This is a genomic window from Lutispora sp. (assembly GCF_041687175.1).
GTDB lineage: Bacteria > Bacillota > Clostridia > Lutisporales > Lutisporaceae > Lutispora.
Genome location: NZ_JAWLCK010000005.1, coordinates 28,257 through 53,573, shown reverse-complemented (window position 1 = coordinate 53,573; position 25,317 = coordinate 28,257). Strand labels below are relative to the sequence as shown.

The window sequence follows — 25,317 nt, the reverse complement described above, 5'->3', positions numbered from 1 at the left end:
CGTCATCCTCCTACCAAGCCATTTTCCCTTCTTCTCTAAGGCATTTGTTTATTTCATCCCTCATACTTATTGCCGCCATTCTAGCTGCAGTACCATAGGATTTTTCATCATAGTCATGCCTATATTTGTCCTGCAGATAAGCGCCTATTATTCCTCTTGAAGAATTGATAACAGCACCTAAACCATCTTCATTAAAGTAACCTGGTAAATCTGAAGCAACTCCACCTTGGGCGCCAAATCCAGGCACAAGACAATAGCAGTTCTTCATCAATTGTCTCAGTTTTTCCCCTTCTTCTTTAAATGTGCCTCCTACCACCGCTCCTATAGGACTATATCCTTTTTCCCCTTTAAAGTCTTCACCGAGTGAACTCACAATACCTGCTACATGCTCATATATCCTTTTTTGTTCAGATATTAGATCCTGAATATCAATAGAGGATTTGTTTGATGTTTTTACTAGTATAAATAAGCCTTTATCATTATCTATACATTTTTCTACAAAAGGATTAATCGAATCTCTTCCTAGGTATGGGTTTATTGTTATAGCATCACAATCCAAAGAGCCTGTAGCATTACTTAAATAATACTCCGCATATGCTTCACAGGTACTACCTATATCTCCCCGCTTGATATCAGCAATAACTAATAGGCCTTTTTCTTTGGCATAGCTGCAAACCTTTTCAAATATCTTCAACCCTGCTGAACCATATCTTTCGAAAAAAGCAATCTGTGGTTTAACTGCAGGTACTATATCATATATATGGTCTATTATTTCAATGCTAAAGACATAAAGCATTTCAGAAATACTTTCAATACTTCCTCCATTATCACCAATATATTTATCTTTTAAAAACTGAGGTATTATGCTATAGCTTGGATCTATTCCAACTATGCTGTGATTCTTCATGCTGATTATTCTTTCTATAAGTCTATCTGTAAACATTAAATCTACCTTCCTTTTCATATACTACTTTTCCCTTTGATATGGTCATCAATATTTCACCCCATAGCTTTTTGCCATGGAAAGGAGTATTCTTTCCCTTTGATATAAACTGATTTCTATCTACAATAAACTCAGAATCTATATCAACTACAGTCAAATCTGAATCTCGTCCTTTTGCGATTACTCCTTTATTAAGCCCTAATAGTTTAGATGGATTACAGCTCATCTTCTCAATCAATTCCTCCAGAGTTAAAAATCCTTCTTTGACCAAATAGGTATAACATACAGAAAAGCTTAATTCGATGCCCGATATACCATTGGCTGCCTTATAAAAATCACCTGGTTTATCTAAGTCACTATGTGGAGCATGGTCTGTTGCAATTATATCTATCAATCCATTTTTTAAACCTTTTCTTAAAGCATCAACATCTTCAACTTTTCTTAAAGGAGGGTTAACTTTAAAGCTTGTATCAAAGGGTATTATATCTTCTTCTGACAGGGATATATGGTGTGGAGTGACTTCGCAGCTTACTCTAATTCCTCTTTGCTTTGCCCATTTAATTATATTGAGTGAACCTTCCGTACTTATATGCGCAATGTGTATAGAAGCTCCAGTGTATTCAGCCAGCATTACATCCCTCACGACCTGTACCTCTTCTGCGGTTTTTGGTATCCCCTTTAAGCCGAGTTTTTCAGAAATCTTGCCTTCGTTTATCACTCCGTCTTTGGAAAGATTTATATCTTCGCAATGGTCAATGATAAGGAAATCATATAATCGGGATTGTCTTAGACATTCCAGCATTATTGCATTGTCCATTATAGGGTTCCCATCATCAGAAAAAATCTTTATGCCATCACTAGTCATAGCCTTAAAATCGCAGATTTCCGTCCCCTGCTGTTCTATGGTCAATGCTCCTATTGGAATGATTTCAATCTTGCTGCTTTCATATATCCTTCTTCTCAGTTCTCTTACCAAATGAATATTATCTATAACAGGTTTTGTATTCGGCATACAGCAAATAGTTGTATATCCTCCTTTTGCTGCCGCTCTGCTCCCGCTTTCTATTGTTTCTTTATATTCAAATCCTGGCTCTCTGAGATGACAGTGAATATCAATAAAACCGGGCATTACTATATTGCCTTGAACATCAATAATCTTTTCAGCTTCCACATCAGTTATATGTTTTTCTACCCTTGATATCTTTTCATCAACTATTAGAATATCAAATAAACCTTGATAGCTATTTATACCGTCTATGATCTTGCAGTTTGTTAATAATATCCTCATTATTTATCCCTCATTTACAAAAAAATAGAGTAGCTAACATACTACTCTTTTTCGGTAAGCAAAACAATGTCTCTTCCATCAACCTCTTTTAGATTGACAATAACCCTCTCATTTCTCGAGGTTGGAAGATTCTTACCGACAAAATCTGCCCTGATGGGAAGTTCTCTATGTCCTCTATCAACCAATACAGCTAATTGTATTAAGGCAGGCCTCCCATAATCCATTATTGCATCCATTGCTGCTCTGACTGTTCTTCCTGTATATAAAACATCGTCTACCAATACAACTTTCTTATCCTTTAAATTCAGTGAAAAAATAGCCATTTTAGCTGCATGTTTATCACTTGTCACATCATCTCTGTAGTTTGTTACATCAATTTCTGCAAAGGGAATTTCTTCACCTTCAATTGATAGTATCTTGCTTGCCAATCTTTTTGCCAACGGCAATCCTCTAGTCTTAATACCTAATAGACATAGATTCTCAACGCCTTTGTTTCTCTCCACAATTTCATGGGCGATTCTTGTCAATGCTCTATCTATAGCTTTCTCATCCAACAATTCGTTCTTAATAATCATCTTTTCACCTCCAAGTATATACTAAAAAAGTCTACCAAAAGGTAGACAATAATAGCATAGATAATGTCACCTTTCTCGTCTCACAGGACTAGATTAAAGGATGTTTTAATTATGTTATCATAGGTATAAAAATTTGTCTATACGTTATTTCTTAATATACCCAATACTTTGTTAAAATAGTCTGGTAGTGGTGCCGTAAACTCCATGTACTCTTGGGTCTTGGGATGAATAAATCCCAAAAGTGCCGCATGAAGAAGCTGACCATTTAATTTGAACCTCTGCTTCTTATATCCATAAACCGGATCTCCTACAACAGGATGGCCTATATATGCCATGTGAACCCTTATCTGATGAGTTCTACCAGTTTCAAGCTTGGCCTCTATTAAGGTATTAGAATCAAAAAGCTCTAATACCTTGTAGTGTGTCACTGCATTTTTACTATTCTTGTTCACTACAGCCATCCTTTTCCTGTTAGAAGGATCTCTGCCTATGGGCGCATCAATGGTTCCTCTTTCTTCTTTCAGCCTGCCTTCCAACAAAGCAATGTATTTTCTATTTATAGAATGCTCCTTCAGTTGAAGTGATAGGGCCATATGAGCTTCATTGGTTTTAGCAACAACTATTATACCTGATGTATCCTTATCGATTCTGTGAACTATACCTGGTCTAATAACCCCATTTATTCCAGATAACCCATGACATCTTTTCAACAATCCATTGACTAATGTACCGCTATAATTTCCATGAGCCGGATGTACAACCATACCTTGAGGTTTATTTACCACCAATAGCTCATCGTCTTCATATACTATATCAATATCAATATCTTCCGGTTTTACCTCCAACTCCACCGGTTCCGGCAATGTAACAACTACCTTATCCCCAGGTTTTAACTTATAATTAGCTTTCCTGGTTTTGCCGTCAATCATAACCATTTCATCTTCAATAAGCTTTTTAAAGTAGGTTCTTGAATACTCTACAATTTTCTCTGACAAGAACACATCTATCCTTTTTCCATTGTCTGAATCCAATGCTTCCAAATCTATGGTTTTCATAATAACCTCTCTATAAACTTATGTTTTTGCTAAACAACAATATACTGCTTAATGCTATGGCACCGCAAACAATGGCTGCATCCGCCAGATTGAATACGGGAGGAAAAAAAGTAAAATGTATATAATCAATCACATATCCGAATCTTATTCTATCAATAAGATTTCCAATGGCCCCACCAAGTATAAAAGAGAGACAGACAGCTATACCCACATATTTTTTATGAAACTTGAAGACATAGTAACAAAGTACTAGACATACAATCAGTGTCAGTATAATCAATATTACTCTTGTGCCTTTAAATAAGCCGAAAGATATACCTGTATTTTCTACATATGTAATATAGAGAAAATTTTTTATTACTTCTAACCTGTCATAAAGTGTAATCTTCTCAACAATCTTCATTTTTATCAGTTGATCAAAAATAGCTATTACTCCGATGATAATAAATGAATACAAAAAAATACCCCCTTTATTCTAGAAAAGATTATAGCATATGCAAATAAAAAATGCGATTAGTTATTCTAGTTGTTTCCTATATTGTTCATTGCTTATAGATTCTACACCCTCTACATATCCCATACTATCATCCTTAGTAAATGGATTATCCGATGTGGCGTCATTATAAACGTTAACATCCTGCCACGCGTCTTCACCATCGTACATTACACTATCCTCCAATGAATTATCTCTAAAGGATCTTCCAAAGGGCGGTATCAGCACCTGCTCCTCTATAGGTCTACCCTTCTCCTGATCTTCCGCCTTTAGAGGAAATCTTTCTTCACAAGATATGCATAAACGAGCATAAGGAATAAAATCAAGCCTTTCTTCTGCTATTTCTTTTCCACAGCGCTCACATAATCCATAATTGCCATTTTTGATTTTTCTTAAGGCTTCATCAACTTCAGCAATTATGAATTTATCATTATTTCTAAAGGAGAAGTTTTTTTCTGCTTCAAAGGTCTCTGTACCCAAATCCCCTGGATGGTTGTCATAGGAAGATAACTCACTGGTATTATCTCTTATGGATTCTCCCAAACCTATATGATCATCCTTTAATGACTCTTCCCTTTCATTTTTAATATCTATAAGCTTTTGTTTCAGTTTTGCTACTTTTTCCTTTTTCACGTTCCTGCCTCCTATAGATGATCTTGTACTATCTTTACTATTTCTGCAATAAACCCTCCGATAAAAGGTAAGTTCAACATAACTAATGCTCTCATAAAATACAAAGCAAGGGCTCCTAAAACCGTGAAGCCTATTGCCATACCAAATCCTCTTGCCAAACCGGCAATAAAATTGTTTAGTAACATTTTTCTCGGTTTTGACATCATTTCAACATATTCACCTAATTTAGCCTTTTCCAATGTGAGAGCAATTTGTTCCACTCGTTCTTCTTTCATTTTTATTCCTCCCCAAATATTATTCCCAAAAATACTGCTTTTAAAAAAAGTTGCTTCGTAACTTTCCTTAACAATAAAAAATAACATGGTGGTTATTACCATGTTATCAACTATTTATCTCATATCTCTAAAGCATCCCTCAACTTCTTTCAACTTATTCATAAGCTTCTGAAAATCTTCAAAATCTAAGGATTGCTCCCCATCTGACAGAGCCTTATCAGGGCAGGGATGTACTTCAATCATAGCACCATCGGCTCCAGCTGCTAATCCAGCCAAAGTCATGGGAAGAATCAGGCTTCTCATACCAGTACCATGGCTTGGATCTATAATAATGGGAAGCTTGCTTAACTCTTTAGTAAGAGGTATTGCAGAAATATCCATAGTATTCCTTGTATAACTGCTAAAGGTTCTTATACCTCTCTCACATAGCACTATATTATCATTACCTTCCACAGCAATATACTCTGCTGCATATAGAAAATCTTCAATAGTCGCTGCCAGGCCTCTTTTAAGCAGTACCGGTTTATCCTGCTTTCCTACCTCTCTTAATAAAGGAAAGTTCTGCATATTCCTGGAACCTACCTGGAACATATCAATATAGGGATATATACTTTCCACATCCCTTGGATCCATAACCTCTGTCACAACCGGCAATCCTGTAATTTCTGAAGCTTCCTTTAAATATTTAACTCCCTCCAGCTCCAACCCTTGAAAACTATATGGAGATGTTCTAGGTTTGAATGCTCCCCCTCTCAGCACGGATACATTATTCTTCTTCATATAATATGCAGTATTCAGAAGCATTTCCCTTCCTTCTATGGCACAAGGACCTGCAAAAACCACAAAATCTCCGTTACCAATAATTGTGCTGCCTACTTTTACTACTTTTCTTTCTTCATCATCTCTACTTATATATTTCAAATCCATTCTAAATCCTCCTGCTTGCTCAGAAAGCTTGCTCAAATCCAAAGAAAAACTCTCTCAACCTCTGAGGGATGAAAGAGCAGTATTTATATTTCTTTGAAAAAAGAATCCAGATTATTCAGTTCAGATTCTAAAAAAGTCTTATATCTAGTTTTAAATATTTGCAATTGCTTTCTCAACTCTTCATATTCTCTGTTAATATCTATGACACTTTGGTTTGCATCTGCAATTATCTTTTTTCTGTTTTCTTCCGCTTCCCTGATTATCATATCCGCTTCTTTTCTTGCATTTGCTATTATATCCTCAGAAGTCTTTTGGGCTACAATCAATGTGCTTTGTAGAGTTTTTTCGATTTCTGAATAGCTATCAAGTCTTTCGTTTATTGAACTCAGCTTATCCTTTAGCTCAATATTCTCTTTATATAGCTTCTCATAATCGCTTACTACCTTATCTATGAACAAATCCACTTCTTCCTCACTATAACCTCTAAAGCCCTTTTTAAACTCCTTATTGCGTATGTCCATAGGAGTCATCATATGTATAACCTCCCATAATTCAGATGTACTTTTTTATTACCACTTTAATCCTATCCTTTTTGGTTGATCCAATTATATCGCGTAGTTGTATACGCCCTTTCCCCCTCCAAGATACTACATCTCCTTCTTTAATATCCTTGGAAGCAGCCGCCTCCGGCTTCCAATTCACAAATATCTTAGAACTCCTAATGGCCTCTACAGCCTTTGTCCTTGATACCCCAAAACCTGCAGCCAAAATACAATCCAATCTCAAGGAAGCAATCACAACAGTTATAGTTTTGACTTCCTTAGTAAATTGTGTCATACTATCACAATATTCCAAATCAACTGGTATGCTTCCAACCTTATCCATATGTATCATCAGGTAATCTGCTATATCCTTATGTACACAAACATAGGCTTTCTTATCCTGCTGTATAATATCCCCAATTTTATCCCTTCTTATGCCAGTTCCTAATATTGAACCTAGTATATCTCTATGGCTCACTTTCTTTGGAGACTTCCAGCAAATATGAATTATGCTTATGGGAAATGTGCCTATATTAGATTCATCATATTCATTAAAAATACCGCAAATCTTTCTCTCAGCTTCTTCATAGCCACCATAAAACTCCATTGAAATGCCTTTTATATGTCTAAAATTATCAGATATCAATAATTGCTGCCTCGGATCCAAAAAATCTGTAAAACTTTCGGTCATTCGCTTATCCACTCTCTCTATCAGATCCTCCAGCTTTTTGATGAGCAGCTCATCAGCATATTTTGACTTAGAATCTTCCATATTCTATAGCATCCAAAGAGCTCTTATTATTATACCTTCTAATAATTGCAAAACCAAATAGGCAATCAATGGTGAAAAATCAATCATACCTGTGTTAATTCCGGTTCTATCCATAAGTCTCCTAAAGGGCTCTAAAATCGGTTCTGTAAGCTGATATATAATATTAACTAAACTGTTATAAGGACTTAGCCTTATCCAGGATAACACCATTCTTATGAATATCAAAAGATAGATTACGCTAAAGAATTTGCTAACTGACCAAATTAGTATACCTCTCAAAAACATCACTCACAATCTTTTATTTTAACCAATCCATAAATTTTTCAAAATCAAAGTCTTCTCCCTCTATATTACCGATGCTACCAAGTATATCCACATTTGGTGGAGCAGCAACCACTATACCATTAGATACTTTTTGAATGTTCCCATCAATTGCATAAACAGCTCCGCTAACAAAATCTACCATCCTTCTTGCAATATCTTTGTCTAAATTTTCAAAGTTTATAACTACTGGTTTTTTATTTTTTAAGTTATCGCATATATCTTGAACATCATCATAGTCAGTAGGTTCAATAAGCACCAGCTTCATTTGTCCTGCTGGAGTAGGCATACTTACAACATTGCTCTTTCGAACCGGCTCCAAAACTGGTTTTTGTGCTACATTCTCCACTTCTTCCTGTTCCTCAGCATTTTCGCCTATACCCATAAAATATAATACCTTGCTCATTATTTTCCCTGCCATAAAGCAAACCTCCTATAAATTTGTATTATAAACTCTTTTACCAAATATACCTGTACCTACCCTAATCATATTCGAACCTTCCTCTAATGCTATTTTATAATCATTAGTCATACCCATGGAAAGATATTTCATTTCAACATTAGAATACCGTTCACTTGATAATTCATCAAATTTTTCTTTTAATACTCTGAATATGGGCCTGGTCTTTTCAACATCTTCAAAATAGGGTGCTATGGTCATCAATCCCCTTACTCTTATGTTATCTAGTTTTGAAGCATATTCAATATGACTATCCACATCTCCCATCTCAATACCAAATTTAGTATCCTCGCGAGCTACATTTACTTGTATAAGTATATCGGCTATAATTCCAGATTTTTTAGCTCTCTTGTTTATTTCATCCATCAGTTTCATACTATCAACAGAATGAATTAGCTTTACCTTATCTATTATATATTTTACCTTATTTGATTGTAAATGCCCAATTAAGTGAATATTGGCAATATCCTTTAAAGCATCATACTTGTCCATTATTTCCTGAACCTTGTTTTCTCCCACATGGGTTATACCTGAATCTACAGCCTCTTTGATCCGTGTAACATCAATAGTCTTAGTTACTGCGATTAAAGTAATATCTTTTGCATCTATATTCTTTTGGCGGCAAATATCCTCTATTTCATTTCTTATCGCTTTAATATTTTCACTTATGGAACTCAACTATGCTTCTCCTCCTTTTCAAAGAATCCTTTGATTTGGTTTTACTTTGTCAGTATCTTTTACCACCTCATCATAGACTTTAATTGTACCACTGCTAACCTGAATAGCATCTTCCTTATTCTCTATGTTCTTAATAAGTGCATATCCATTGTCAGTAGCGATAACTTCAGCAGCAACAAATTTTACTATGCCTTCCTTTATAATATAGACGCCTTTGTGGTTTTCTATTTCCACAATACATTTCTCACTAACCATAAAACCTTCATATTGATTTGTAATAACCTTTACATCCGCCAACCGAATATCGTAATATTTGCTGATGTTATCAGTAATCTCATAGGAAACTAATACTTCACCATTTATAGGTTCAGAAATATATTTAATTTTCGCCTTTATAGTTTCATTGGCGTAATCTTTAAAAACTAATAGGACTCTCTTACCTTCTTCTAATCCCTTCAACAGCTTCTCTTCAACTGTCATGCATATGTACCAGGCGAAATTGTCTATGATCTTTACACCACTTAGCTTATCTTCCTTATTATTTTCATTGTTCAAGGAATTAATGATGCTTTTTATATCCTCAATGCTAAATTTCTCAATATTTTCAGGATTGAGATTTTGCTCTAAACCATCTAAATTATAGCTTACTATGCCAGGGCTGCTGGCAACTATTGTATCCATATAATTATCATGTAATTCTTCCAACTGAGCTTTTTCTTTCTTTAATTGCTCAAGATTTCTTCCTGAAAAGCTCTTTTCGCCGGAAATTAGTGATTTCTTATTCAAGTCTGATGACAATTGCTCCTTAACTTCCGATATCTTTTCAATATTCCCCTGGCTAGACAGGATTTTTATATACTCAACCTTTTCATCAATGCTTTCCTGTAATCTTGTACTATCATCATTAAAAAAATTTTTCTCACTGCTATTTTCAATTTCTTTTATTCTCGCATCTAGCTCGCTTATTTTTATTTTCAAGTCCTCATCCAGCTTTTCACCTTTTATGACTTCTGCAAGTTTCTTACCAAAGGGCACTCTTTCTCCTTCATTAGCTTTTTTTATGATTTCTGCATTTTCTGGAAAAGCATATGTCCACTCATTTTTTATTACTATTGCTTTTGCTTCAAAATAGTCTTCCATCTCGCCATATTTTATTATCTCAGTATCGACATTGAGAAAAAAGAATCTATATATATAAAAGCAAATTATAATAAAAAACAATATAGGAAATATATAAAGTGAAGATATTTTCTTTCTTTTTTTCATGTTGCATACTCCTTCAGAGCATTAATTTTTTAGTATACATAACCTGTTATTATATTTCTCCATTTGTTTTTTATATCCTGCTAAGAAAAATGAAATATTAAAATTAGTCCTATAACACCAGACGAAATGGATCAAAATTTGACTTGAAATTTAGTAGTTTATGTGCTATATTCTTATATGTAACTCATACATCTGGGTGTGGCGCAGCTTGGTAGCGCGCTTGAATGGGGTTCAAGAGGTCGCAGGTTCAATTCCTGTCACCCAGACCATTATTGAAATAAAAAACTTTCGAGGCTATTGCTTCGAAAGTTTATTTATTTTGCATGAGAAACGTTTTACGGAAACCTCTCTTACATTATTAGCCTTCTACTTTAGTGTGGTGACGAACATAACCTTGGGATCGTCCATCCAGACATCTAATCAATGTCCACTACCTATGCTATGATAGAGATAAGTCACAATGTGGGCACGGGTCCCTTCATGCATGGGATCAAAATCCTTTTTATCAGCGGTAAAAAGATCGTTGGTGTCAGCCCAGGCCACCGCATCGGTGTAGTAATGCTCACCCAGTCCCGCCGCCAGCTCACTTCGCCCCAATGCATCAGGACGGTTTAGTGCGCGCCACAGAGCAGTATTTCTGCCGACACCCTTATGATTTATGAGTTTTTACTCTTTTTATTTCAGTATTCAGATCAATTATCTAGATCTATTTATCAACAACTTACGATTCTACTGTATACTCCGATTCATCTTTATATCCCGGTTCAACAGGATATTCTATACCAGTTATATCTTCTTGAGCATTTTGGTCTTCTGATTCACTTGAATCATCTTGATGTCCTGATTCAACGCGATCTTCTGGACCAACTGTATCCTCTGGAACATCTAGATTTCCTGATTCAACTGATTCCTCTGATTGAATTATATTTTTTAGTTCAACTAGTTCCTCTGATAGTTAAATTAGTTTCGTAATCATTGCCTTGTTTCTAATCTCATAGGAATGTCATAGCAGTTTGCATATTCTCTCCTTCATGTGATCTCCACTTATATTCCAAGCAGCTGTTTTTTCTTTGCTTCAAATTCTTTTTGGGAGATTATGCCTTCCTCCATGAGTGCTTTATACTTTTTGATTTCCTCGATGGCATCGACAGGTGGTGCAGATACTATATTTACCTCCTGTGCCCTCACCGTACTAGAACCCATGAACCGCCCAGGTATGCCCTGAAAGGAAATTGTTTTTAATGCTATCACCAGCTTTTCAATTTCTTCAATGCTGCGTTTATATTCGCGGATGTAATCGTTGACATCCGGTCGATTGTTATCAAATCTAGGACCCTCCATGTCGCATTTAATCACCGTCCAGTAGGGATGGTCCAAATGCAGCTCCACATTAAAGGTCTGGAAGGGTTCAGGGATATCAAAATACTGCATCGATGTTATCCTGTTCTCATTTCCATCATCCATTTTGTCAACTACACGAGCCATTTCTCTGTTCATCATAAACTGAGCAATTTGCGGTGCAAGTGCCATAGCTCTCTCTGGCACAGTACTGGTATAACGGCGTATACCCTCCGCCGAGCCCTCGAATAGAGGCATACTGTCCTCTTTAATTGTAAAGGATTTCAAATGTTTGCCCTCAAAAACGGTTTTATCAGGATTTTTACTCATGCAAAACAGCTTATGCTTGTAATCAAAGATGATTTTGGTATCCCAAAGGCCGAAGTCAATACGTTCAGAAATTACGAACTGATCTTTCAGCAGTTGATTTTGATTGTAAAATGTCAAATATTTTTTAAAACCCTGCATGGTTAGATGGATTCTCTTATCATTTTCCATATCTATCTTGCTGTTACAAGTGTCACAGATATATTCACCTTCGATTTTTGTTGGTAGAAACCACGATATTTTACCGCCACAAATGGGGCAAGGGGATTTTTTAGAAAATAAGCCCATAAGCATTTCCTCCTGTACTATATATAGTTATCTTGTTCCGCCTCCTGAACCGCCTAAGGAAGCAAAACCGCCACCTCCGCTACTGCGATTTTCCTGCTGGCGTTGCTCTTCGGCTCTCTTCATATTGTTATAAAGCAAGTAGTGATAGGAATGGGCGGTAACCATGATTGGTCATTGACAAATCGAAAATTTACACCATCCCTGTCACTATAGCCACCTACCACATTATCCAGCTTATATTCAATGGTATAACGATTTTGTCCATACTGGCTGATGCCGAAACAGATTTCATAACCGTTGTCTGTATAATTAATACCGCATTTTCTTGTTTTTTCTTCAAAGCTCCAGTCTATGTTCCAATATGGAATTGTTTCATAGATACCATTTTGGTCTGAAACTTTTAGATTACTGATAGTCAGATAATCAGGCTCATTCATTGGAATATAGATTTCTGTTCCTTCTTTAAAGCTCCCCTCCCAGTTTTGGATGATACCCATGGAACCGTCCTCGTAAATGATGACTTGAATATCCATGGTAGCCACATGATTGGATTCAAAAGCAGCAAGAGGAAAGGCAAACAACAAAAGAATACAGAGAATCAGAAATTTAATTGTTCTGCCCATGGAGCACCTCATTTCATGCTTGGCATATCTGCCTTGGCCGTCTGCTCCTCCAGATAATCTCTTTGTCGAAAACCTAATATACCGGCAATCATTGAGACTGGAAACATTCGGATTTCACGGTTCAACTTAGTCACGCTGTCGTTGTATATCAGGCGGCTAGTGCGTACCATATTTTCAAATGTTTCCACCGCGCCCATGGTTTTGATATAGGTTTGGTTTGCTTTTAATTCGGGGTATTGTTCCGTAACCATGGCAATTCTACCTAATGCTTCTGAAATAACACCTTCTTGATGCAGTACATCTTCTGGTGTGGATTTAGCAGTAATAACGCTTCTTCTTGATTTAATTGTTTCAATCAGTGTTTCGCTTTCATGCTTAGCATAGCCCTTTGTCAAATCCAATAGAGCCGTCAAAGCATCAAAACGACTAGACAACTGCACCCCAATCTGACTCATAGCATTGCTGACATTCTCATCTAGTATCACAAGCTTCCGTTGAGTAGAGATTACCCATAAAATGATTACCCCTATAATCGCAATTATTGCGATGAAAGTTGGTAGCATATTTATTCCCTCCTTATTTAGTAAGCCGGATGAGTAATAACTTCATCCACCTTTGTTACGGGATTGCTTACGAACAGCAATTGTTATTTTATGTAAGGCTCAGCGTCATAACAAGCGTCATCATAAGTACTAATAGTTTTTTCACAGTAATTCCTCCATTCATTTCTGTATAGCCTACAGGGTTCATTAACTTGTATTAAATCTATCAAAAATTCTCCTTTAAAAACCGCCCACTGCATGAAACATGATTTTTTTGACATGAATCATAGTATTGTCAAAAAAGGTTTGCGCCGCTGGCTCTTTAAGGCCAGCGGCATAATTTGTTAACTATATCAGTCAGCTTTGATAAACTTGACCTTTCCATGTTCAGGTGCAGACCCTGTGTATTTCCAAACAGTTACTTTTGTTCCATTATCACTTTTTGCACCGCTGGCGTTGACAAGCAGCTTTTGGTTGCCATAATCCCGGATGGTGCAGAAATTAGAATATTTGTTGATTCTCCAAGCATGGGTAATGGCGGCTGATCGCAACTGATCTCCATTCTGTGAGGATGGCTGTCCGATGCTGCGTCCCTCATATTCAATGGAGTACATGGGTCCACGTTCTTTATTATAGTTGATGAGCTTTACAGTAAAGGGCTTATCAGGTTTCTTGTCGGAAAGCTCCAGCCATAAGAAACCGCCTCCTGGGACAGGATAGACATACTTACCTAAAATTTGCATATAATAGTCGCCGTCTTGCAAAATATCGCTTTCACTAACCGCAGCAATATTAATATTAAAGTCAGCAACAGTTTTACCGTTATACTGAACATCAACGCTTTTAACTCCGGAGCTTGTTAAGCTTTCACCTTGAGTCACTGCTTTATCTGATATATAAAATTTAAGCTTAGAATTGTCAATAACACTGCGCGCCCCATTCTCATCCTGGTAATGCACAATCAGGCCGGTTATATCGAAGGCCTCACCCTGCTTATATAATACCTTATCAGGATTAGCAACAAGGAAGTATTTTGGTGCTTTTTTCTCTGGTACAGGTTTGACATAGGCTGTGGTGGGCAGCTTGCCGCCTATTTTTAATCTGGAGGCATTGATAGAACCTACTTTGCCGTCCTTGACCACCAGAGTGTAGGTGCTGCTGTCTTCGGCACTATTAAAGACAATTTTTCCATCTGGTCCGAGATAATCGTTATTAGTGTTGTAGAATAAGCCACGTCCCAAGGGCTTCATAACCAAATAAGCACCAGTGACTTGTTTGCCCGTATCCATATTAAACAGAGCATTCAAGCTATTACCAACATTAATATGCATCGTACCATAAATAGAACCATGGCCATCGGAACTAAAACCTGAATTAGTATTAATCCAGCCGGACATGACACATGGGGTAGTGATTTTTTTGATGTTGAAGTTATATATACCATATTTGCCAGTGGCGTCATCTTGTATATTCATATAGCCTTCATTAGCCCACTGAATGCTGCAATAGCTGCAGGGCAGAAGCAGCTGTCCCGATATATCAACCAGGCCCTCTTTGCCGTCTTTCTTCACTATGGCATAGGGGTTTTTTTTGTCTACCCAAGCAGAATCATTTATTTCATCATACTCAAATGGAAGTATAATACTGCCGTCTACCTTGACAAGCCCCCATTTGCTGCCCTTTTTCACCCAAAGAGTGTCCTTTGAGCTTACATCCGTAGCACCGTTGCCTTTCAGGTTTTCATGGGTATAGGTTTTGCCTGTCCTTACTGAAATAACGCCTTTAATAGATGTTATCTTTCCATCATAGTCAGCATCACCTAATATTACATAACCATAATCACCGATGTCATAGAGGGCTCGACTTTCCGTTCCTGGAATCTTCGTCCCATCTGTCTTATAGATGAAATTACCCATGTTTGTATTAAATACCTTGTTCTCGGAATCATAAGATAAAAATTCATTGTTAAGGGGGATAATCACCTTGTTGTTGAAGTTTATAACCCCTAATCTGGCTGCAGATTCTCTGAAGCCATCATAGCCGCAGTTATATGTTAACGCCAGGGACAATTCAGGAATAAGCTTTATTTGTGCACCGGGTGGATACCAACCCAATATGGAGCTTCCCCATATACCTCCATGATATTGGGCAGGTACAAGAACTCCTTTTTGTCCAACTATTCCAGACTCCAGGTGAGAGTAGTAGATAACATCATAGCCACCTGCATCTGCAATCATGCGCAGCCTTTTTGTAGAAAGCTCATCATAAACTAAGTAAGGCCCCGCCTGAGGATACGGCCTGCCTATTGAAGGAGTTATATTAAATGGGTAGGCTTGAGGAAGTACTTCCTTACCGTTTTTATCTATAATTTGGACGTAAAACAGATATGCATCTCTGTTATGATATTCAAATTGATTTTTCTGTGTGACTTTTACCACTTTCCCTGTAGGCACCATTGCATACCCTTTGATGAAATCAAAAAACACAGGATTACGTCCCTCATCCCTGTCTTCCATATCAAATGCGTCTAAATAATCGCCTTCAGCTGATCCTAAATATTCGTAATCTGCAGGGATTAGGTACTTATCTGGTGCTACAATCTCTTTGCCCAGTTCCAGATTCCAATAACCAAGATAGGTCTTTCCGTTTACCTTCTTTGAGATACGGCAAACTCCTTCCGATGGCAGCCCTACTGCATCGTAGTTGCAGGGAATTACTTCCTTGCCTGTAGTGTCAAGCAATCCCATTTTTCCATTGCGTATTGCCTGAACATATCCATCAACGAATATGGTCTCAGTACTTTCATATTCAAAATCGCCTGTTGGGTGATATTTTCTGCCCATCTGTGAATTCCAGCGCCAGTAATGTGCAGCTATCTCGTCATATATTGGCTCTGCTGCCCAGTTTCCATATATGTCTACAAGTCCATACTTGTCGCCCACGGCTACCTTGCGCAATCCTGAATCAAACATAGCCTTAAGAGTCTTTTGATAATCGGCTGTAGTTCCCAGCCATGTGACATCGCTGTCATAGTAATTTCCATCCTCTGATGGGGCTGCCAATGCCGCTGTGGGCAGTATGGTCAGCATCATACATAGGATGAGCAAAATGCTAATTAGTCGTTTCTTCATGATGTTTTGCCTCCTATAAAAGTATTTTGGTTAAGTATAAAAATCATATTATTTAGTGTTCAATCTATCATAAATCTTCTGAAAAAAAGCAACTTCTACATGAAATGCGATTTTTTTGACATGAATCATTATTTTTTGATATCAACATAGTTACAGATATTCGTTTCTTATGTTAAACTTAGCTAGGAGTGCCAAATGACAGGAGGAATGTTTATGTTACAGATTGCAGTTTGCGACGACAATATAGACGAGCTATCCAATATCGTTCAACTCATAAACCAATATCGAGCAGAAAGACATTTTAGTTGCGAGTATGCAGTCTTTTCAAATGGATTTGAGCTGGTTTCAGCCTTGGAAAAAAGAAAGCGATTTGATATATACTGTCTTGATATTATTATGCCGGGCTTTACTGGCATTGATGTAGCGAAAGAAATCCGTAGTTATGACAAAACCGCGCCTATTATATTCTTTACTACTTCGCCCGAGTTTGCTTTGGAAAGCTATTCAGTGAAAGCAATCAACTATGTACTGAAACCCATATCGAAAGAGAAATTTTTTTTCACCTTTGACGATATATTGGAACGGATAAGATTAGAGAAAAATGAAGATGCAATTGTCGTAAAGAGCAATGAGGGAATTCAAAAAATACTGACCTCAAATTTGGTTTTTGTCGAGGTCATTGGCAGAAGTGTTTTTTATCACCTGCAATCAGGCAGAGTTATCGAATGCATAGAATCCTTTTCCTCTGTCTGCGATAATCTTCTGAAATATAGACAGTTTATCAAAACTCATCGCTCATTCATTGTGAATATGCAGTATGTGGATACCATTGAAAATAGACAATTGACTTTACAGACACTTACCTCTATTCCTATTGCACAGGGCAAGGCAAAAGAAATTAAAGAGCAGTACCTTGCTTATCAAATGGAGGAGGAATAAACGAATGGTTGGAGATGTTAAAGAATTATGGTAACTGTTATTGGACTAATAAGATTTGGATTTTCTCTGATTTTTGGCGTGATGGTGTCGGTTCTCTTAGCTGGAATAGAATCCACGCGGAAGAACATGTTTATAATAAGCTTTTTATGTGCATTTTTTCTTTTTATTCAATTCATCAGCTGGTGGACTTTGGGCTTGGATTTGACAGCAAAACTGTATCCGCTGATCATCCATCTACCGATGATAGTTATTTTATCCATATATTATAAGTGTCCATGGCACATATCCGCTATCAGCGTGCTTACCGCTTATCTGTGCTGTCAAGTGCCTCGATGGATCGGCTTCCTTGCGGGAGCCGCCTTAGGCAGCAAAATTGCAGACCACGCTTTTTATGTTGGGGCAGTGTTTCTAGCATACTTTATACTGGAAAAATATGTTGTTGGATCCATTAGGCAGCTTATGGTTAAATCCCCAAAGTCATGCCTACTATTAGGCGGTGTACCTCTTTTTTACTACATTTTTGATTATGTTACCACCATTTATACCGATGTGCTATACAATGGAGCAGAATGGGCAGTTCAATTCATGCCCTCAACAATATCTGTATTCTATTTTGTTTTTGTGATCCTTTATTACATAGAAACTCAAAAACAGGCAGATTTTCAAAGAGAGAGGGATATGTTGAATACACAGTTTAGGCAGGCACAAATAGAACTTGAATCTTTACGCAAGGTTCATCAGAATGCCGCTGCCTATAGGCACGATATGCGCCACCATCTAGCACTTTTACAGGGGCTAGCATCCAAGGGACTTACAAATGAAATCAAAGAGTATCTGCAGACTGCTAAGTCCGACATGGACTCCATCACACCCATACGTTATTGCGAAAACGAGACCGTAAATCTGATCATATCCTCTTTCGCCTCCAAAGCAAAACAATCGGAAATCATTCTGACGGTAGATGTGAAGCTGCCTGACTTGCTGCCTTTCAGTGATACTGAGCTTTGTTCACTATTGTCAAACGCTTTGGAAAACGCCATACATGCCTGTAAAAATATAGAATACAAAAATAAACGGTATATCAAGCTGCGTATGTATTCAAAGAATAATAAGTTGTGCATTGACATTCGCAACAGCTATCAGACTCAACCCATATTCCATCAGGGTCTCCCAGTATCGAAAGAACAAGGGCATGGCTACGGTACCAAAAGCATGGCTCATATCGTGGAAAAACATGGTGGTGTATATCAGTTTTCGTTCAAGGACGGATTGTTTGTTTTTCAGGCTACTGTATAACTCTTAATTGACTTTTGAGAACTGGTTTGAGGTAACATAAAAAAGCAATTGGCAGACAGCGAAAACTCACTGACTGCCAATATATACCCTCCATTAGCCTCTTTTAAAACGTTTCTCTATGGGAGCATGGCTAACCGAGCTTCTTTTTATTTATTCTTCGATATATGTGTAGATAAGATCTGGATCGGCTCCGACCATTGATCTTATATAATTTACCAGTTTGTCGGATTGTACATATGCAGTTGAATCCCAATACATAGGAATTATTGGAAGATCCTCAAGCAAAATCTTTTCTGCTTCAAAGAGCTTTTCTCCTCTGAGCTTTAAGTCAGGAGTCAATTTAGCGGTTTTAACAGCATCATCATATGCTGGATTGCTATATCTTCCTCTGTTAACTCCGTTTCCAGTCATGAATACATCGATATATGTCATAGGATCGTCATAATCCGGATACCAGTTGCTGTAGCTGATGTCAAAATCACTGTCATCGCATAACTGGAAGAATTGCTTCTTTGGCACCTGTACAATATCAGTTTTTATTCCTAATGTCTTGCTAAGCATATCCTGGACTGCTTCCATATGTGTTCTTCTCACTGCATCATCTCTGGTCAAAAGCTTGAAGATAGGCAATTGTTCATGTGTCATGTTTAATTCCTTCAGTGCCAATTCCAGATGTTCCTTAGCCTTTGCTTCATCTATCTGAAGATTAAGTGGAGCATATGGATATTCTTCGGTATACTTGTCATTTACACCTGAGACTGTAGGCGGAACAAATCTCGTCGCTGGCAATGCGCCATTCTTCGCTACTGCCTTAGCAAAATTCTCTCTATCCAATGCATAGGATATTGCCTTTCTAAAGTTCTTGTTGCTAAGTATCTTTCCCATTTGTCCATCTTTATGATTAAAGTTAAATTGCAGATAATATGAGCCACCAGCTGGGAAGAATTTGGCGGTGCCGTTTTGTACATAAAGCTCGGTCATATCTGCAGGTATGTTAGCAGCAAGGATTTCTCCAGTTTCAAACATATTTATAGCTGTCTTTGGATCTGGAACTATATAAACATTTATGATATCAGCCTTAATCTTATCTTTATCCCAATAATTTTCGTTTTTTGCTAAAACAATGGCTTCTTCATGTTTCCATTCTTTCATGATAAAGGGTCCATTATAAACCATTTTATCAGCTTCAGAGGAAAATGCCTCACCAAACTTATCTACTATATCACTGCGGGATGGCCAATAAGGCAAGAATCCTAAAACTCTTAGGAAATATCCTGTTGGAGCTTCCAAAGTAATTTCCAAAGTTTTTTCGTCTATAGCTTTTAGGCCTACTTCACTTTTATCTACTTCACCTTTATAGAACTTCTCACCGTTTTTGATTAAGAAACCCATTATTTCTGAATAGGCACCGGCAGTATTTGGGTCAAGAAGTCTTAGGATGCTGTATTCAAAATCCTGTGCAGTAACTGCTACTCCATCACTCCATTTAGCATCCCTTAAGTGGAAGGTATAAACAAGACCATCTGGAGACACTTCCCAGCTTTCTGCCATGCCGGGCTGGATTTTACCGTCATAGACTCTTGTCAATCCTTCTAAAACATGGCCTAGTACAAAAATAGATGTCAAATCACTGCCTTTTTGAGGATCCAATTGTGGGGGTTCAGCATCAAGACTGAAACTCAGCACCATTTCTTTTTTCTCTTGCTGTGCACCTTCTGATTCTGTGCCTCCAGTCCCGCTTGCTTTAGGTGCACATGCAGCAAACAAAAGACTGATGATAATCAACATAGACATGGTCATTAAAAAATGTCTTCTTCTCATTTTATATTCCTCCTCCTCTAATAGTACATTATTATGAATATTTATAAGTGAGTTATAAAACAAAAAATCCAGCAGAAAATAATATCATTTTCTACTAGATTTTGTTAACGTTAGTATGATTAACAAAGTAGTAGTGACATGAAGCCCCAAATGTTTGTATTGATATATATTTGTTATTATATATATTCTATATAAAATTAATTTTACCTTCTAAATATTCAGTTTATTTGAAAATTTTAATGTTATTTTTCTATCATTCTCAACCCTATACCTCTATACTTTGTTTTCTGTTCTTTTATGTTATTTTTGATTAATATTCTGCAGCCATCAATTATAACAGGATTCTTCATTAATTTCTTAAATACATCAATACTAATATTTGCAATTGTATCCCAATCTGTCATTATTAAAGCTGCATCTGCATTTAGCAAAGTATTTTCATAATTACTATAAAACTCTAAATTTGCTTGTTCTTCTAGCTCTTTTTTTGCATTCTCAATGGCTATAGGATCATAACATTTTAATACTGCACCTTCTTTGATAAGTCTTCTAATGAGTTTAATAGATTGAGATTCCCTTATGTCATCAGTTCCGGCTTTGAAAGCCAATCCTAATATAGCTATTGTCTTATCCCTGATTTCTCCAATCTCGTCTTTCAGCTTCAATACTAGCCTTTCTATCTGAGACTCATTTACTTCAATTACGGACTTCAATATTTTAGGCTTATAACCCAGTTTTTCTGAAAATGCAATAAGAGATTTTACATCCTTAGGAAAACAGCTTCCTCCAAAGCCGCGACTTGGCTTCAAATATTTTATTATACCAGGCATCGTGATTTTTCCTTCAACAATTAAAGATAAACGTCTATCCATGTGGACCCCTTCTAAGACTTCTAAAGCATCAGTATCTCCAATTTCCTCAGAAATAGCAGCAATTTCATTGGAAAAGGAAATCAAAGCTGCCAGTAAAGCATTGGAAGTATATTTAATCATTTCAGCAGTCCTGGAATTTGTTTTAACAATGGGTGCATCAAAATGAGATTTATATATTTTACTGAACACTTCAAAGCTTTTATCATCCATTGCACCTATTATTATCCTGTCCGGATTCATAAAATCCTCAACAGCATTTCCTTCTCTTAGAAACTCCGGATTCATCACAAGACCGAACTCACCCAACTTCTTTCCAGATGCCTCTTCTAAAGTCTTCAGAATCATGGTATCCGTAGTTGTAGGTATTACTGTACTCTTTACGCAAACTACATGATAATCCTTTTTCTTCTTTAAAATCACTCCTATATCATAGGCAGCTTCCTTTACATTTTTCAAATCTATATTGCCCTCTGAAAAAGGAGTCCCCACTGCAATTATGGATACCTCTGAATTTTCAACTGCATACCCTACATCAGATGTGGCTGTCAGCTTATCTCTAATAACCTCCAAAAGAAGGTCTTCCAGATGTTTTTCAAAAATAGGCGCGATACCACTGTTAATACTATTTATTATACTTTCTACTCTATCGACACAGATGACATTGTGCCCTTTTTTTGCTAGACAAACTCCTGTAACCAACCCTACATAACCAGTTCCAATAATTGATATTTTCATGTCCATACCCCTGTCTTCTAATTATAAAAAATATTATCTGTAAAGCCAGGAGAGATTTTTTCAATCTCTTCAATCTTTTTTCTTAATACATTTATATAGTGTTCATACACGTAACTCTTTGGATCAAACTTCCAAAGCATTATATAGTCTTTTTTGTTTATCATTCTAAGGCCACTGAAGTGATAAAACACCAATCGGGTATTGTTAACATGTACCCTGTTGTCATAAATCTTTATCTCAAATAGAAAATCATTCCAAGATGCTAGGTTAATACCTGGATGCTCCAGATAATAAATATTCTTGTAGTGTTTTTTTAGTTTATCAAGATGGCCTTGATCACCGAATTTTCCATTATCATAATAGGCATAACACCAATCTATACACTGTTCCTTCCACCATTTAAGAGCATCTAAGCCAATTTTATCTCTTTTGAAACATACAAATCCTCCATTTACTTTTTTCGAACTTTTATGTGTAGTCACTATCACAGACCATTTCTTTATTCTATTGATAATGCTTATAGGGTCTGAAAAGTAATATATATCGCTATCCATATATATTATTTTATTGATTCCCGGGTATTTGTCGAATATATATTCCACTACAACAGGTTTTATTGTCCAACAATACTCATAAAGCTCCCTTTCTTTTTTGATTTTAGTTAAAGTTTTATCTTCAAGCTCAGAAAAATCTATAATTACGGCTTTTGAAATGCTCATTTTATTAAGCAATCATAAGACTCTTTATCTACACAAAATACAAATAATTGTCCATCTATTTTGTTGTTTACTAGTGATTCATAAAGTGCTAAAAACTGATGAACTCTTATTTTTGAAATAATTGTGCATAATGCTACATCCATAATCTCAGCCCTTATTTCCATATAATTTATTCTTTATATAATCCCAATTTTCATTGAGCTCTACATAATCCTTATAGGTATCTATAGCAGTCCAGAAGCCCAGGTGTAAATAAACTGCCAACTGTTTATCCTCCACAAGCTTTTCCAAGGGCTCCTTCTCTAGGACGCATTTGCCTCCATCATCATCAATATATTTGAATATTTCTTTGTTTAAAACAAAAAAACCACCATTTACTATTTGATCTGTTTTAGGTTTTTCCACGAATCTTTGAGCTATACCGTCTGATACTTCTAATATGCCATACTGACTCTTGGCTTTTATGCCTGTCATAGTTGCAATCTTGCCCTTTTCTCTATGGAATTTCAGGAGTTTTTTTATATCGATATCTGCCACTCCATCTCCATATGTGAGCATGAATTCGTTTTCTTCAATAAATGGTTCAATTCTTTTTATCCTGCTGCCTGTCATTGTTTCTTCTCCAGTATCTATAAAGGTTATTCTCCATTTATCTAAGCCTCTAAGAAGAGTGATTTTGAAGTCACCTTCTCTGTTGTCAATAATCATATCATTATTCTTCCATGGACTGTCCATAAAGTACTCCTTTATCTTCTGTCCCTTATAACCTATAGGTAATATGAAATCATCAAAACCATAATGATAGTATATATTCATAATATGCCATACTATGGGACGGCCATCTATATTTATCAGCGGCTTCGGAACATCTTCAGATATTTCTCTTATTCTGGTCCCCTTACCTCCGCATAGAATGACTACTTTCATATGTTCACCTCCTGCAGTCTACATCTTCTAATACATATTAGTACAGAACCATCTTATATGTGTCATTATAGTTTTCATCATATTCCTTAGTAGATAAAACCAATATTATAGCTTTTTCATCTTTTTCATTTATTATTGCATAGGCAGTAAGCGGAGGCACTTCGACTACTATATTATCTCCTTCATCAATGGATATTTCTTCAATATGCTCTTTCCCGACCACTTTCGTTGCAAACTTTACGCTGCCTTTTAGCACACAGAAGTATTCTGTGGTTTCTTTGTGATAATGGTTCCCTCTTATTGCACCTTTTTTGCTGTATAATACATAAGCTTCCTCGATATCAAGGTCTTTCTCTATATTGCTTTTTTTTAATATTTTTTTCAAACTTCCTCTGAAATCTTCAAAGGGAGTTATTGATATTAACCTCGCGCTCATGGTATTCATGCCTCCCAGCGGCTAAATACAATCAATTTCCAGTATACTTTTGTACCAATCCATAAGCCTTCTTAAACCAGCTTCCAAATTAACAGAGGGATTGTAGTTTATGAGAGTTCTTGCTTTTTTCAGATCCGGGCATCTTCTCTGAGGATTGTCTGTAAGATACTCCTTGTCACTGCTTTCATTATATATAACTGTTACTTTTTCAACGATTTCAGCAATTTTTTCTGCCAATTGTTTCATATTTATTTCTATCTCGTCATTGCCAATATTAAAAACTTCTCCATTATACTCCGACATCAAGATTTTTATAAACCCGGCAATAGCATCGCTTATATAGCAAAAGCTTCTTGTAGGCCTGCCATCGCTTAAAATTTCTATTCTTCTGTTATAAAGAGCCCCTTTAAAAAAATCAGGTATAACTCTCTTATCATCAATTCTTAAACCAGGGCCATATACATTGAAAGGCCTTGCTATTTTTACAGGAACTCTATACTGCTTCCAATAATTTACACATAGAGTTTCTCCCAATCTTTTTGATTCATCATAGCATGCCCTGGGACCTATACATGATACATTGCCATTATAAGTTTCACTGGTAGGTATGTTTGCTGAATCCGGATCTCCGTATATTTCGCTGGTAGAAAGATAAAGCATGCTTTTAATGCTCTTTGCTTTTGCAATATCAAGTAAATTTTTGAGTCCCCATACATTTACTTCTATAGTCTCAATAGGGTACATCCTATAAAAAGTTGGAGAAGCAATACTAGCAGCATGAACAATATAATCAATATTTTGTGAAACTTCTATGGGTTTTGATATGTCCTTGTTTATAAATTGAAAATTGTCATTGTCTAATAAATGCATAATTCTGTTCATGGAACTCGTCTTATAGTTGTCTATACAAATAACCTTATCCGGTGTAGAAAAAACATATTTGTTACAATAATCAATAAAGTCAAGAAAATAAGATCCTATAAATCCTCCGCTTCCGGTAATAAGCCATGTATGCCCACCTGTATTAGTAATACACTCCTTTGTACTTTCATATATCCTCTCCATATCTTTAGAAATGATATCTATAATTTCCAA

The 25,317-nt window shown here is 36.4% G+C and carries 26 protein-coding genes and 1 tRNA gene; 3 read left to right on the top strand and 24 right to left on the bottom strand.

Features of this window, described 5'->3' with window-relative positions; genetic code table 11:
- Nucleotides 1-10: 10 nt before the first annotated feature.
- From pyrF to ACESM9_RS01860, 14 genes are all read right to left on the bottom strand, one after another.
- Complete coding sequence (pyrF, locus tag ACESM9_RS01925) at nucleotides 11-964, bottom strand: orotidine-5'-phosphate decarboxylase (protein WP_372994740.1); 954 nt, start codon at nucleotides 962-964, stop codon at nucleotides 11-13.
- The gene (locus tag ACESM9_RS01920) at nucleotides 930-2,231 is read right to left on the bottom strand and encodes a dihydroorotase (protein WP_372994738.1); all 1,302 of its coding nucleotides are present in this window, start codon (nucleotides 2,229-2,231) and stop codon (nucleotides 930-932) included. Before ACESM9_RS01920 ends, pyrF begins: the two co-directional genes overlap by 35 nt.
- Before the next feature lie 41 nt (nucleotides 2,232-2,272).
- Nucleotides 2,273-2,806, bottom strand: a complete 534-nt coding sequence (gene pyrR, locus ACESM9_RS01915; RefSeq protein WP_372994736.1) for a bifunctional pyr operon transcriptional regulator/uracil phosphoribosyltransferase PyrR — start codon at nucleotides 2,804-2,806, stop codon at nucleotides 2,273-2,275.
- Nucleotides 2,807-2,943: 137 nt separating this feature from the next.
- Nucleotides 2,944-3,861, bottom strand: a complete 918-nt coding sequence (locus tag ACESM9_RS01910) for an RluA family pseudouridine synthase (protein ID WP_372994734.1) — start codon at nucleotides 3,859-3,861, stop codon at nucleotides 2,944-2,946.
- Nucleotides 3,862-3,871: 10 nt separating this feature from the next.
- Nucleotides 3,872-4,318: a signal peptidase II gene (gene lspA, locus ACESM9_RS01905; protein WP_372994732.1), complete on the bottom strand. Its 447-nt coding sequence runs from the start codon at nucleotides 4,316-4,318 to the stop codon at nucleotides 3,872-3,874.
- A 60-nt stretch (nucleotides 4,319-4,378) separates the two neighbouring features.
- Nucleotides 4,379-4,987: a TraR/DksA C4-type zinc finger protein gene (locus ACESM9_RS01900; protein WP_372994730.1), complete on the bottom strand. Its 609-nt coding sequence runs from the start codon at nucleotides 4,985-4,987 to the stop codon at nucleotides 4,379-4,381.
- 11 nt (nucleotides 4,988-4,998) lie between these two features.
- Nucleotides 4,999-5,262 (bottom strand): DUF5665 domain-containing protein, encoded by a 264-nt coding sequence (locus ACESM9_RS01895; RefSeq protein WP_372994728.1) that lies wholly within the window; start codon nucleotides 5,260-5,262, stop codon nucleotides 4,999-5,001.
- Between the two features lie 114 nt (nucleotides 5,263-5,376).
- Nucleotides 5,377-6,189, bottom strand: a complete 813-nt coding sequence (gene aroF / locus ACESM9_RS01890) for a 3-deoxy-7-phosphoheptulonate synthase (protein ID WP_372994726.1) — start codon at nucleotides 6,187-6,189, stop codon at nucleotides 5,377-5,379.
- Nucleotides 6,190-6,272: 83 nt separating this feature from the next.
- Entirely contained in the window at nucleotides 6,273-6,722 is a 450-nt protein-coding gene (locus ACESM9_RS01885) for a DivIVA domain-containing protein (protein WP_372994724.1), read from the bottom strand.
- Between the two features lie 19 nt (nucleotides 6,723-6,741).
- Entirely contained in the window at nucleotides 6,742-7,503 is a 762-nt protein-coding gene (locus tag ACESM9_RS01880) for an RNA-binding protein (protein ID WP_372994722.1), read from the bottom strand.
- 3 nt (nucleotides 7,504-7,506) lie between these two features.
- Nucleotides 7,507-7,788, bottom strand: a complete 282-nt coding sequence (locus tag ACESM9_RS01875) for a YggT family protein (protein ID WP_372994762.1) — start codon at nucleotides 7,786-7,788, stop codon at nucleotides 7,507-7,509.
- A 13-nt stretch (nucleotides 7,789-7,801) separates the two neighbouring features.
- A complete protein-coding gene (locus ACESM9_RS01870; RefSeq protein WP_372994720.1) occupies nucleotides 7,802-8,245 on the bottom strand; it encodes a cell division protein SepF in 444 nt (147 codons plus the stop codon).
- Between the two features lie 12 nt (nucleotides 8,246-8,257).
- On the bottom strand, nucleotides 8,258-8,962 hold the full coding sequence (locus ACESM9_RS01865) for a YggS family pyridoxal phosphate-dependent enzyme (protein WP_372994718.1): 705 nt from the start codon (nucleotides 8,960-8,962) through the stop codon (nucleotides 8,258-8,260).
- An 18-nt stretch (nucleotides 8,963-8,980) separates the two neighbouring features.
- Entirely contained in the window at nucleotides 8,981-10,228 is a 1,248-nt protein-coding gene (locus ACESM9_RS01860; protein WP_372994716.1) for an HlyD family efflux transporter periplasmic adaptor subunit, read from the bottom strand.
- Between the two features lie 192 nt (nucleotides 10,229-10,420).
- Here ACESM9_RS01860 and ACESM9_RS01855 point away from each other — a divergent pair.
- Nucleotides 10,421-10,497, top strand: a tRNA-Pro gene (locus tag ACESM9_RS01855).
- A 775-nt stretch (nucleotides 10,498-11,272) separates the two neighbouring features.
- Here ACESM9_RS01855 and ACESM9_RS01850 read toward each other — a convergent pair.
- The 4 genes from ACESM9_RS01850 to ACESM9_RS01835 form a co-directional block, all read right to left on the bottom strand.
- Nucleotides 11,273-12,181: a DUF4428 domain-containing protein gene (locus tag ACESM9_RS01850; RefSeq protein ID WP_372994714.1), complete on the bottom strand. Its 909-nt coding sequence runs from the start codon at nucleotides 12,179-12,181 to the stop codon at nucleotides 11,273-11,275.
- 119 nt (nucleotides 12,182-12,300) lie between these two features.
- Nucleotides 12,301-12,804 carry a DUF2207 domain-containing protein gene (locus ACESM9_RS01845; protein WP_372994712.1) on the bottom strand — a complete coding sequence of 168 codons (504 nt, stop codon included), beginning with the start codon at nucleotides 12,802-12,804 and terminating at the stop codon, nucleotides 12,301-12,303.
- A gap of 8 nt (nucleotides 12,805-12,812) precedes the next feature.
- Nucleotides 12,813-13,367: a LemA family protein gene (locus ACESM9_RS01840; protein WP_372994710.1), complete on the bottom strand. Its 555-nt coding sequence runs from the start codon at nucleotides 13,365-13,367 to the stop codon at nucleotides 12,813-12,815.
- Between the two features lie 332 nt (nucleotides 13,368-13,699).
- Entirely contained in the window at nucleotides 13,700-16,477 is a 2,778-nt protein-coding gene (locus ACESM9_RS01835) for a WG repeat-containing protein (protein WP_372994708.1), read from the bottom strand.
- 213 nt (nucleotides 16,478-16,690) lie between these two features.
- Between ACESM9_RS01835 and ACESM9_RS01830 the strand changes: the two genes are divergently transcribed.
- Both ACESM9_RS01830 and ACESM9_RS01825 read left to right on the top strand, forming a co-directional pair.
- Nucleotides 16,691-17,416, top strand: coding sequence for a LytR/AlgR family response regulator transcription factor (locus ACESM9_RS01830; RefSeq protein WP_372994706.1), 726 nt, complete (start codon nucleotides 16,691-16,693; stop codon nucleotides 17,414-17,416).
- Between the two features lie 24 nt (nucleotides 17,417-17,440).
- Nucleotides 17,441-18,712: a sensor histidine kinase gene (locus ACESM9_RS01825; protein WP_372994760.1), complete on the top strand. Its 1,272-nt coding sequence runs from the start codon at nucleotides 17,441-17,443 to the stop codon at nucleotides 18,710-18,712.
- A 150-nt stretch (nucleotides 18,713-18,862) separates the two neighbouring features.
- Here ACESM9_RS01825 and ACESM9_RS01820 read toward each other — a convergent pair whose 3' ends face one another.
- The 6 genes from ACESM9_RS01820 to ACESM9_RS01795 all read right to left on the bottom strand — a co-directional run bounded on the left by ACESM9_RS01820 (nucleotide 18,863) and on the right by ACESM9_RS01795 (nucleotide 25,317).
- Nucleotides 18,863-20,533, bottom strand: a complete 1,671-nt coding sequence (locus ACESM9_RS01820; RefSeq protein ID WP_372994704.1) for a peptide ABC transporter substrate-binding protein — start codon at nucleotides 20,531-20,533, stop codon at nucleotides 18,863-18,865.
- Nucleotides 20,534-20,775: 242 nt separating this feature from the next.
- Nucleotides 20,776-22,140: a UDP-glucose dehydrogenase family protein gene (locus tag ACESM9_RS01815; protein ID WP_372994702.1), complete on the bottom strand. Its 1,365-nt coding sequence runs from the start codon at nucleotides 22,138-22,140 to the stop codon at nucleotides 20,776-20,778.
- 17 nt (nucleotides 22,141-22,157) lie between these two features.
- Nucleotides 22,158-22,859, bottom strand: coding sequence for a hypothetical protein (locus tag ACESM9_RS01810; RefSeq protein WP_372994700.1), 702 nt, complete (start codon nucleotides 22,857-22,859; stop codon nucleotides 22,158-22,160).
- Between the two features lie 147 nt (nucleotides 22,860-23,006).
- Entirely contained in the window at nucleotides 23,007-23,786 is a 780-nt protein-coding gene (locus ACESM9_RS01805) for a sugar phosphate nucleotidyltransferase (RefSeq protein ID WP_372994698.1), read from the bottom strand.
- Nucleotides 23,787-23,823: 37 nt separating this feature from the next.
- Nucleotides 23,824-24,222 carry a WxcM-like domain-containing protein gene (locus ACESM9_RS01800; protein WP_372994696.1) on the bottom strand — a complete coding sequence of 133 codons (399 nt, stop codon included), beginning with the start codon at nucleotides 24,220-24,222 and terminating at the stop codon, nucleotides 23,824-23,826.
- Nucleotides 24,223-24,243: 21 nt separating this feature from the next.
- Entirely contained in the window at nucleotides 24,244-25,317 is a 1,074-nt protein-coding gene (locus tag ACESM9_RS01795) for an NAD-dependent epimerase/dehydratase family protein (RefSeq protein WP_372994694.1), read from the bottom strand.

Excerpts from the sequence above, each read along its gene's own strand:
- pyrF (WP_372994740.1), bottom strand. The coding sequence starts at position 964 with ATGAAAAGGAAGGTAGATTTAATGTTTACAGATAGACTTATAGAAAGA.
- ACESM9_RS01920 (WP_372994738.1), bottom strand. The coding sequence starts at position 2,231 with ATGAGGATATTATTAACAAACTGCAAGATCATAGACGGTATAAATAGC.
- pyrR (WP_372994736.1), bottom strand. The coding sequence starts at position 2,806 with ATGATTATTAAGAACGAATTGTTGGATGAGAAAGCTATAGATAGAGCA.
- ACESM9_RS01910 (WP_372994734.1), bottom strand. The coding sequence starts at position 3,861 with ATGAAAACCATAGATTTGGAAGCATTGGATTCAGACAATGGAAAAAGG.
- ACESM9_RS01895 (WP_372994728.1), bottom strand. The coding sequence starts at position 5,262 with ATGAAAGAAGAACGAGTGGAACAAATTGCTCTCACATTGGAAAAGGCT.
- aroF (WP_372994726.1), bottom strand. The coding sequence starts at position 6,189 with ATGGATTTGAAATATATAAGTAGAGATGATGAAGAAAGAAAAGTAGTA.
- ACESM9_RS01885 (WP_372994724.1), bottom strand. The coding sequence starts at position 6,722 with ATGATGACTCCTATGGACATACGCAATAAGGAGTTTAAAAAGGGCTTT.
- ACESM9_RS01880 (WP_372994722.1), bottom strand. The coding sequence starts at position 7,503 with ATGGAAGATTCTAAGTCAAAATATGCTGATGAGCTGCTCATCAAAAAG.
- ACESM9_RS01875 (WP_372994762.1), bottom strand. The coding sequence starts at position 7,788 with ATGTTTTTGAGAGGTATACTAATTTGGTCAGTTAGCAAATTCTTTAGC.
- ACESM9_RS01870 (WP_372994720.1), bottom strand. The coding sequence starts at position 8,245 with ATGGCAGGGAAAATAATGAGCAAGGTATTATATTTTATGGGTATAGGC.
- ACESM9_RS01860 (WP_372994716.1), bottom strand. The coding sequence starts at position 10,228 with ATGAAAAAAAGAAAGAAAATATCTTCACTTTATATATTTCCTATATTG.
- ACESM9_RS01850 (WP_372994714.1), bottom strand. The coding sequence starts at position 12,181 with ATGGGCTTATTTTCTAAAAAATCCCCTTGCCCCATTTGTGGCGGTAAA.
- ACESM9_RS01845 (WP_372994712.1), bottom strand. The coding sequence starts at position 12,804 with ATGGGCAGAACAATTAAATTTCTGATTCTCTGTATTCTTTTGTTGTTT.
- ACESM9_RS01840 (WP_372994710.1), bottom strand. The coding sequence starts at position 13,367 with ATGCTACCAACTTTCATCGCAATAATTGCGATTATAGGGGTAATCATT.
- ACESM9_RS01835 (WP_372994708.1), bottom strand. The coding sequence starts at position 16,477 with ATGAAGAAACGACTAATTAGCATTTTGCTCATCCTATGTATGATGCTG.
- ACESM9_RS01830 (WP_372994706.1), top strand. The coding sequence starts at position 16,691 with ATGTTACAGATTGCAGTTTGCGACGACAATATAGACGAGCTATCCAAT.
- ACESM9_RS01820 (WP_372994704.1), bottom strand. The coding sequence starts at position 20,533 with ATGAGAAGAAGACATTTTTTAATGACCATGTCTATGTTGATTATCATC.
- ACESM9_RS01815 (WP_372994702.1), bottom strand. The coding sequence starts at position 22,140 with ATGAAAATATCAATTATTGGAACTGGTTATGTAGGGTTGGTTACAGGA.
- ACESM9_RS01810 (WP_372994700.1), bottom strand. The coding sequence starts at position 22,859 with ATGAGCATTTCAAAAGCCGTAATTATAGATTTTTCTGAGCTTGAAGAT.
- ACESM9_RS01805 (WP_372994698.1), bottom strand. The coding sequence starts at position 23,786 with ATGAAAGTAGTCATTCTATGCGGAGGTAAGGGGACCAGAATAAGAGAA.
- ACESM9_RS01800 (WP_372994696.1), bottom strand. The coding sequence starts at position 24,222 with ATGAGCGCGAGGTTAATATCAATAACTCCCTTTGAAGATTTCAGAGGA.